The organism is Pseudomonas capeferrum (assembly GCF_013523055.1).
Taxonomy (GTDB): Bacteria; Pseudomonadota; Gammaproteobacteria; order Pseudomonadales; family Pseudomonadaceae; genus Aquipseudomonas; species Aquipseudomonas capeferrum_A.
On record NZ_JAAMQM010000008.1, the window covers coordinates 201,870 to 208,550 of the forward strand.

The window sequence follows — 6,681 nt, forward strand, 5'->3', positions numbered from 1 at the left end:
CGTCTTGCAGCGTGCGGCCTACGGCTTGCATCTGCGGTTATGAGGTTTTGAAAAATGGCTGAACGTCTGAGTAACGACTTCCAGTTCATCGAAGTAGGGCGCAAGGATCCGAAGAAAAAGCTGTTGCGCCAGCGCAAGAAGGAATTCGTGGAAATCTACGAACCCTTCAAGCCCCTGCAGACCACCGAGCAGGCTCATCGCTGCCTAGGGTGCGGCAACCCGTATTGCGAATGGAAGTGCCCGGTGCACAACTTCATTCCGAACTGGCTGAAGCTGGTATCCGAAGGCAACATCCTGGCGGCGGCGGAGCTGTCGCACCAGACCAACACACTGCCGGAAGTATGCGGTCGCGTTTGTCCACAGGACCGCCTGTGCGAAGGTGCCTGCACCCTCAACGATGGATTCGGCGCCGTCACCATCGGCAGTGTCGAGAAGTACATCACCGATACGGCCTTCGCCATGGGCTGGCGTCCGGACATGTCCAAGGTCAAGCCGACCGGCAAGCGTGTGGCGATCATCGGCGCGGGCCCTGCCGGGCTCGGCTGCGCCGACGTGCTGGTACGCGCCGGCGTGGCACCGGTGGTTTTCGATCGCAACCCCGAGATCGGTGGCCTGCTGACCTTCGGCATCCCCGAGTTCAAGCTGGAAAAGACCGTACTGAGCAATCGTCGCGAAGTCTTCACCGGCATGGGCATCGAGTTCCGCCTCAACACCGAAGTGGGCAAGGACATCACCATGGAGCAACTGCTCGCCGAGTACGATGCGGTGTTCATGGGCATGGGTACCTACACCTACATGAAGGGCGGCTTCCCCGGCGAAGACCTGCCAGGGGTGCATGACGCACTGGACTTCCTGGTGGCCAACGTCAATCGCAACCTGGGCTTCGAGAAGGCGCCCGAGGACTTCATCGACATGCAGGGCAAGAAGGTCGTGGTCCTGGGTGGCGGCGACACGGCGATGGACTGCAACCGCACCTCGATCCGTCAGGGCGCCCGGACAGTGACCTGTGCCTACCGTCGCGACGAAGCGAACATGCCGGGCTCGCGCAAGGAAGTGAAGAACGCCAAGGAAGAAGGTGTGAAGTTCCTGTACAACCGCCAGCCGATCGCTATCGTCGGCGAAGACAGGGTCGAAGGTGTCAAGGTGGTCGAAACCCGTCTTGGCGAACCGGATGCCCGCGGTCGTCGCAGTCCCGAGCCGATCCCGGGTTCCGAGGAAATCCTCCCGGCTGATGCGGTCGTCATTGCCTTCGGTTTCCGTCCCAGCCCGTCTCCCTGGTTCGAGCAGTTCGATATCCAGACCGACAGCCAGGGCCGTGTCGTGGCACCGGAGCAAGGCACGTACAAGCACCAGACCAGCAATCCGAAGATCTTTGCCGGTGGCGACATGGTTCGTGGTTCCGATCTGGTGGTGACCGCCATCTTCGAAGGCCGCACCGCCGCTGAAGGAATTCTCGACTACCTGGGCGTGTGATCTACCGCTGCGGGATTGACCCGCAGACGCCTCGTTAAAGCAAATCTATCGACTCTATGAGAGTCGATAGACAAAAGGCACGGGATCTACCGTGCCTTTTGCGTTGGTGTCTGAGAAAATGCCCGCACTTTTTTTCCGGATGCCGACATGACTGCCCTGAAGAACGATCGTTTCCTGCGTGCACTGCTCAAGCAACCCGTAGACGTGACGCCTGTCTGGATGATGCGCCAGGCGGGACGCTACCTTCCGGAATACCGCGCCAGCCGCGCCAAGGCCGGTGATTTCATGAGCCTGTGCATGAATCCGCAGTTCGCCTGCGAGGTCACCTTGCAGCCACTGGACCGCTATCCGCTGGACGCCGCGATCCTCTTCTCCGACATCCTCACCATCCCCGATGCCATGGGCCAGGGCCTGTACTTCGAAACCGGCGAAGGTCCGCGCTTCAAGAAGGTCGTCAGCACCCTCGCCGATATCGAGGCCCTGCCGATCCCGGATCCGCACAAGGACTTGGGCTACGTGATGGATGCCGTCAGCACGATCCGTCGCGAACTCAATGGTCGCGTGCCCCTGATCGGCTTCTCCGGCAGCCCCTGGACCCTGGCGACCTACATGGTCGAGGGCGGCTCTTCCAAGGACTTCCGCAAGACCAAGGCCATGCTCTATGACAACCCGCAGGCCATGCACCTGCTGCTGCACAAGCTGGCACAGTCGGTGACCAGCTACCTCAACGGGCAGATCCAGGCCGGTGCTCAGGCCGTGCAGATCTTCGACACCTGGGGTGGCAACCTCTCGGCGGCGGCGTACCAGGAGTTTTCACTGGCTTACATGCGCAAGATCGTCAGCGGCCTGATCCGCGAGCATGACGGTCGCAAGGTGCCGGTGATCCTGTTCACCAAGAACGGCGGCCTGTGGCTGGAAAGCATTGCCGAGGCGGGTGCCGATGCACTGGGTCTGGACTGGACCTGCGACATCGGCGATGCGCGTCGTCGTGTCGGTGACAAGGTAGCCCTGCAGGGCAACATGGACCCTACCGTGCTCTATGCCAAGCCGGAAGCGATCCGCCAGGAAGTCGGGCGCATCCTTGCCAGTTACGGACAGGGCAGCGGCCATGTGTTCAACCTGGGGCACGGCATCACGCCGGAAGTCGATCCAGAGCACGCGGGTGCGTTTATCAACGCCGTGCATGAGCTGTCGGCGCAGTATCACGCGTAGACGTAAGAAAGCCCGGCTATACCCGATGCCGTTCAGTTAGGGAAATATTCGATTCACATGCTGGACTGGCCTTCGGCTTCTGGAATCTTCCGTGAAGCTGACGGCCCTTCGCGGGGCAAGCCCGCCCGCCACTGGGTATGTGTATTAGCTACACTGCGCGTCGGTGGCGAGCGGGCTTGCCCCGCGAAGGGCCGTCAGCCTCACAAAAGCTCTAGAACTGTCATACAAGCTCCAGCATGTGAAATCGAATAGTTTTCCTTAACTGACCGGCATTGGGGTATTAGCCAGGCTTTTCGTATTAAGTTTCAATTCAGGCGCTGGCGCTAATCTGGGTCCATCGAAATCAACACAGGACCCGCCCTCATGAAAACCCGTTACCTCGCCTTCCTGCTCGCTCCTCTGTTCAGCACCGCCGCATTGGCCGCCGGCTACACCGGTCCTGGCGCTCAGCCCGTCACGACCGTCGCTGCCGCCAATGAAGCCGCCGATGACACGCCGGTCACGCTGCAGGGCTTCGTGACCAAGAAGATCAACAACGACGACAAGTATGAGTTCAAGGACACCACCGGCACCATCACCGTCGAGATCGACGATGAGGACCTACCCATGAAGCAGTTCAATGAAAAGACCAAGGTCAAGCTGACCGGCGAAGTGGAAAAGAACCTCATGAGCCGTGAAGTGGATGTCGATGTAGTCGAAATCATCGACTGATAGCCCTCTGCAGAGCGTCAACTGGTGGATGGGGCCGTCTGGTCCCTCCACAAGCTGTTCCTCGCCACGCTGTGATACAGCGCCTCTAGGAAACCTTCAGCGGCAATCGACTCAGTCGCACCGCCACCAGCAGGGCTATCGCCAGCAGGCTGCCGATGAACAGGCCGACCCCATTCCAGCCGCCGTGGTGCCAGAACATCCCGCCAGCCGTACCGGCCACGCTCGATCCCGCGTAGTAGCAGAACAGGTACAACGACGAGGCCTGACCCTTGGCCTTGAGCGCGCGTCGGCCGATCCAGCTGCTGGCTACCGAATGGGCGCCGAAAAAACCGAACGTGAAGATCAGCATGCCGACGATCACCAAGGCCAGCGGGCTGGTCAGCGTCAGCAACATGCCGGCGGCCATGACCAGGATGCTTGCCCAGAAGACCTTGCGCCTGCCCAGCTTGTCGGCCAGCGCGCCGACCTGCGCGGAACTGTAGATCCCTGCCAGGTAGACGACCGATAGCAGGCCGACCAGTGCCTGGTTCATGTGGTAGGGCTCTGCCAGCAAGCGATAGCCGATATAGTTGAACAGGGTGACGAAGGCGCCCATCAACAAGAAGGCCTCGAGGAACAGCCAGGGCAGCCCCGCATCCCGGAAATGCATGACGAAGCCGTCGATCAGGTTGCGTGGGTTCAGCGCCTGGGGGCGAAAGTTGCGCGACTCTGGCAGGACTTTCCAGAACACGATAGCGGCGATCAGGGCCAGCCCGCCGATGACCAGCATTGCCGTGTGCCAACTGACGAAGTCGATCAGCACACCCGTGATCAGGCGACCGCACATGCCACCGATGGCATTGCCGCCGATGTACAGACCCATGGCCAGGCCGATGTGCTGCGGGTGGATCTCTTCGCTGAGATAGGTCATGGCCACTGCCGCGAGGCCACTAAGGGACAAGCCGACCAGGGCGCGGGTTGCCAGGACGGTTTCCCAGGTAGGCATTACCGCGCTGGCCAGCGTGCTCAGGGCCGCGCACACCAGCGCGAAGACCATCACCGGCTTGCGCCCGATGCGGTCGGAAATGGGTCCCGTGATCAGCAGGCCGACTGCCAGCAACCCGGTGGACACGGAGAGCACCAGGCTGCTCTGCGCCGCGTTGATATCGAACTCCTTCGACAGCAAGGGCATCATCGGCTGCACGCAATAGAGCAGGGCGAAGGTGGCAAAGCCGCCGCTGAACAGGGCCAGAACCGTCCTCATGAAGGCAGGCGTGCCCTTTTCGATCCAAATGTCGGAAGATGTCGGACGCATTGACGGCTCGGGCTTGACTGACAAGGGGACTATGGCTGATTTCACGGACGTATGACCTCGGCGTCAAACAGAGCAATGGAAAATCATATAGCTGGCTAATGATTAGATCCAATATATTGTTCGACCTGTTTGATAGCTTTTACGACCTATTTGGAATCGACATGGAACTGCGCCATTTACGTTACTTCATCGCCGTGGCTGAAGAACTGCATTTCGGCCGTGCCGCCCAAGTACTGGGGATCTCCCAGCCACCGCTCAGCCAACAGATTCAAGCATTGGAGCAGGAACTCGGGGCCCGTCTGTTCGAGCGCACCAATCGTCGGGTGGAGTTGAACGAGGCTGGTCGGCTGTTTCTCGAGGAAGCCAGGCTGGTCTTGGCTCAGGTGGAAAAAGCGGCGGATGTAGCGCGACGTGCTCAGTTAGGCGAACTGGGAGAAATGAAAATCGGCTTTACCTCCTCTGCACCTTTCAACTCGAACATTCCCAAAGCCATCCATGCTTTTCGCCAGCGCTTTCCGGCAGTTCATCTGGATCTCAGGGAGATGAGTAGCCGCGATGTCGCCCAGGCAGTCTTCGATGAAGCTATCGAGTTGGGGTTGATGCGCCCCATGCCGTTACCGGATGGTCTGGTAGCCACCGAGTTGCTGCGAGAGCCCTTGGTGGCGGTGCTCAATGTCTCGCATCCGTTGGCGACGAGCAGTGATCAGGGCCTATATCTGGAAAGCCTCGCCAATGAACCTTTTGTGTTCTTTCCTCGCAGCTATGGCAGCGGCTTGCACGCGCAATTGCTGAATCTGGCTCGCCAGGCAGGCTTCAATCCTCATTTCGCCCAGGAGGCGCGTGAAGTAATGACGATTATTGGCTTGGTATCGGCTGGGCTGGGCGTATCGGTACTGCCTGCTTCCTTCCAGCGCATGCGCATTGATGGGGTGGTCTACCGGACACTTCTGGACGAGGGTGCCATGACAGCCGTCTGGCTGGTACAGCGCAAGGGAGCATCTTCACCGATGGCCGAGGCCTTTGCGCGACTGCTGACGCATCAGGCCCCGACCCGTCTTTCAGGGTCAGTCGACGCGTGACAGGTCGCCCTTGATGGCGACGCCGGCAATGACTGCACCGGCGTGGCATTCGTAGGTTACCGGGTTTTTACGCTCGTTTTTCTTGTAGTAGCTAGCAATGTTCGTCACGGCGTTGGCGCCGGCCTTGCGGGCTGCGTCCTGCATGGTCAGCAAGGCGGACTGCAAGGCCCATTCGCAGGCGGCTTCATCGCTCTTGTTGAAAGCATTGGTCTTCTTGTTGGTGAACTCATTGGCGCGCAACACCTCCACTTTGCCCTTTGGTTGGACGCCAGCCAGATAGAACTTCACCGAGCCGTCTAGCTTCCTCTCACTGAGCATCTGCTGAACGACTTTTTCAAAAGGCAAGTTGAGGGTCGTGTCGCGGGCCTGGCTGAGGCCGGGCAGCATGCACAGCAGGATGGCCGATGTGGCGGTCCAGGTCTTCAAACGCATGATTTCATTCCTTGATGGCTTTCAATTGAGGTGTGTGTCATGTGCATGCAGCGCGCGCTGTGGTTCCTGCAGAGCACGCTGGTTCTTCAGCTCGCGCAGAATGTCGATGTCCAGTGCGTTGACCCAACGGTTGTAGTTGCGGTGGATCTTGCCGTCCTTGTAGTTCAGCTCGCGGCTATCGCGATAGCTGATGCGATAACCGTTAGCGCTGTAGTCGACATCGACGGCAGCGTAAAACGTGTTGCGCACGAGAATGTCGGCTTGAACCTGTTGCGCGTTCACTTCGCGCACTGTCCAACCGCGCTTGATGGCGGTCTGCACGATCGCTAGCTTGACCTGCTCAGCACTGACCGGTGGATTCAGGCTGATTTGTTCTTGTGGTGTGAGCAGTGGTTTTGAAGTACAGCCCACGACGCCAATCAGTAGCAGACCAAGCAATGCAGTACGCACGAACGAAGACATTCCATTCTCTCCAGCAGG

At 59.6% G+C, this 6,681-nt stretch carries 7 protein-coding genes; 4 read left to right on the top strand and 3 right to left on the bottom strand.

Translation table 11 applies throughout. The features are described 5' to 3' along the window. The first annotated feature begins 54 nt into the window (after nucleotides 1–54). From G7009_RS11410 to G7009_RS11420, 3 genes are all read left to right on the top strand, one after another. Nucleotides 55–1,473: an FAD-dependent oxidoreductase gene (locus tag G7009_RS11410; protein WP_181130177.1), complete on the top strand. Its 1,419-nt coding sequence runs from the start codon at nucleotides 55–57 to the stop codon at nucleotides 1,471–1,473. Nucleotides 1,474–1,620: 147 nt separating this feature from the next. Next, nucleotides 1,621–2,685, top strand: coding sequence for a uroporphyrinogen decarboxylase (gene hemE, locus G7009_RS11415; protein ID WP_181130178.1), 1,065 nt, complete (start codon nucleotides 1,621–1,623; stop codon nucleotides 2,683–2,685). A 363-nt stretch (nucleotides 2,686–3,048) separates the two neighbouring features. Continuing rightward, the gene (locus G7009_RS11420; protein ID WP_181130179.1) at nucleotides 3,049–3,396 is read left to right on the top strand and encodes a YgiW/YdeI family stress tolerance OB fold protein; all 348 of its coding nucleotides are present in this window, start codon (nucleotides 3,049–3,051) and stop codon (nucleotides 3,394–3,396) included. An 85-nt stretch (nucleotides 3,397–3,481) separates the two neighbouring features. Here the strand turns inward: G7009_RS11420 and G7009_RS11425 are convergent, their stop codons facing one another. Further along, a complete protein-coding gene (locus tag G7009_RS11425; RefSeq protein ID WP_219856539.1) occupies nucleotides 3,482–4,690 on the bottom strand; it encodes an MFS transporter in 1,209 nt (402 codons plus the stop codon). A gap of 161 nt (nucleotides 4,691–4,851) precedes the next feature. On the opposite strand from G7009_RS11425, the gene G7009_RS11430 reads away from it, so the two are divergent. Beyond that, nucleotides 4,852–5,769: a LysR family transcriptional regulator gene (locus G7009_RS11430; protein WP_181130211.1), complete on the top strand. Its 918-nt coding sequence runs from the start codon at nucleotides 4,852–4,854 to the stop codon at nucleotides 5,767–5,769. On the opposite strand, the gene G7009_RS11435 is transcribed toward G7009_RS11430, so the two are convergent. Both G7009_RS11435 and G7009_RS11440 read right to left on the bottom strand, forming a co-directional pair. Further along, nucleotides 5,755–6,201, bottom strand: coding sequence for an excinuclease (locus G7009_RS11435; RefSeq protein WP_181130181.1), 447 nt, complete (start codon nucleotides 6,199–6,201; stop codon nucleotides 5,755–5,757). The genes G7009_RS11430 and G7009_RS11435 overlap by 15 nt on opposite strands. A 21-nt stretch (nucleotides 6,202–6,222) precedes the next feature. Continuing rightward, nucleotides 6,223–6,663 (bottom strand): hypothetical protein, encoded by a 441-nt coding sequence (locus G7009_RS11440; protein WP_181130182.1) that lies wholly within the window; start codon nucleotides 6,661–6,663, stop codon nucleotides 6,223–6,225. Between the last annotated feature and the right edge of the window lie 18 nt (nucleotides 6,664–6,681).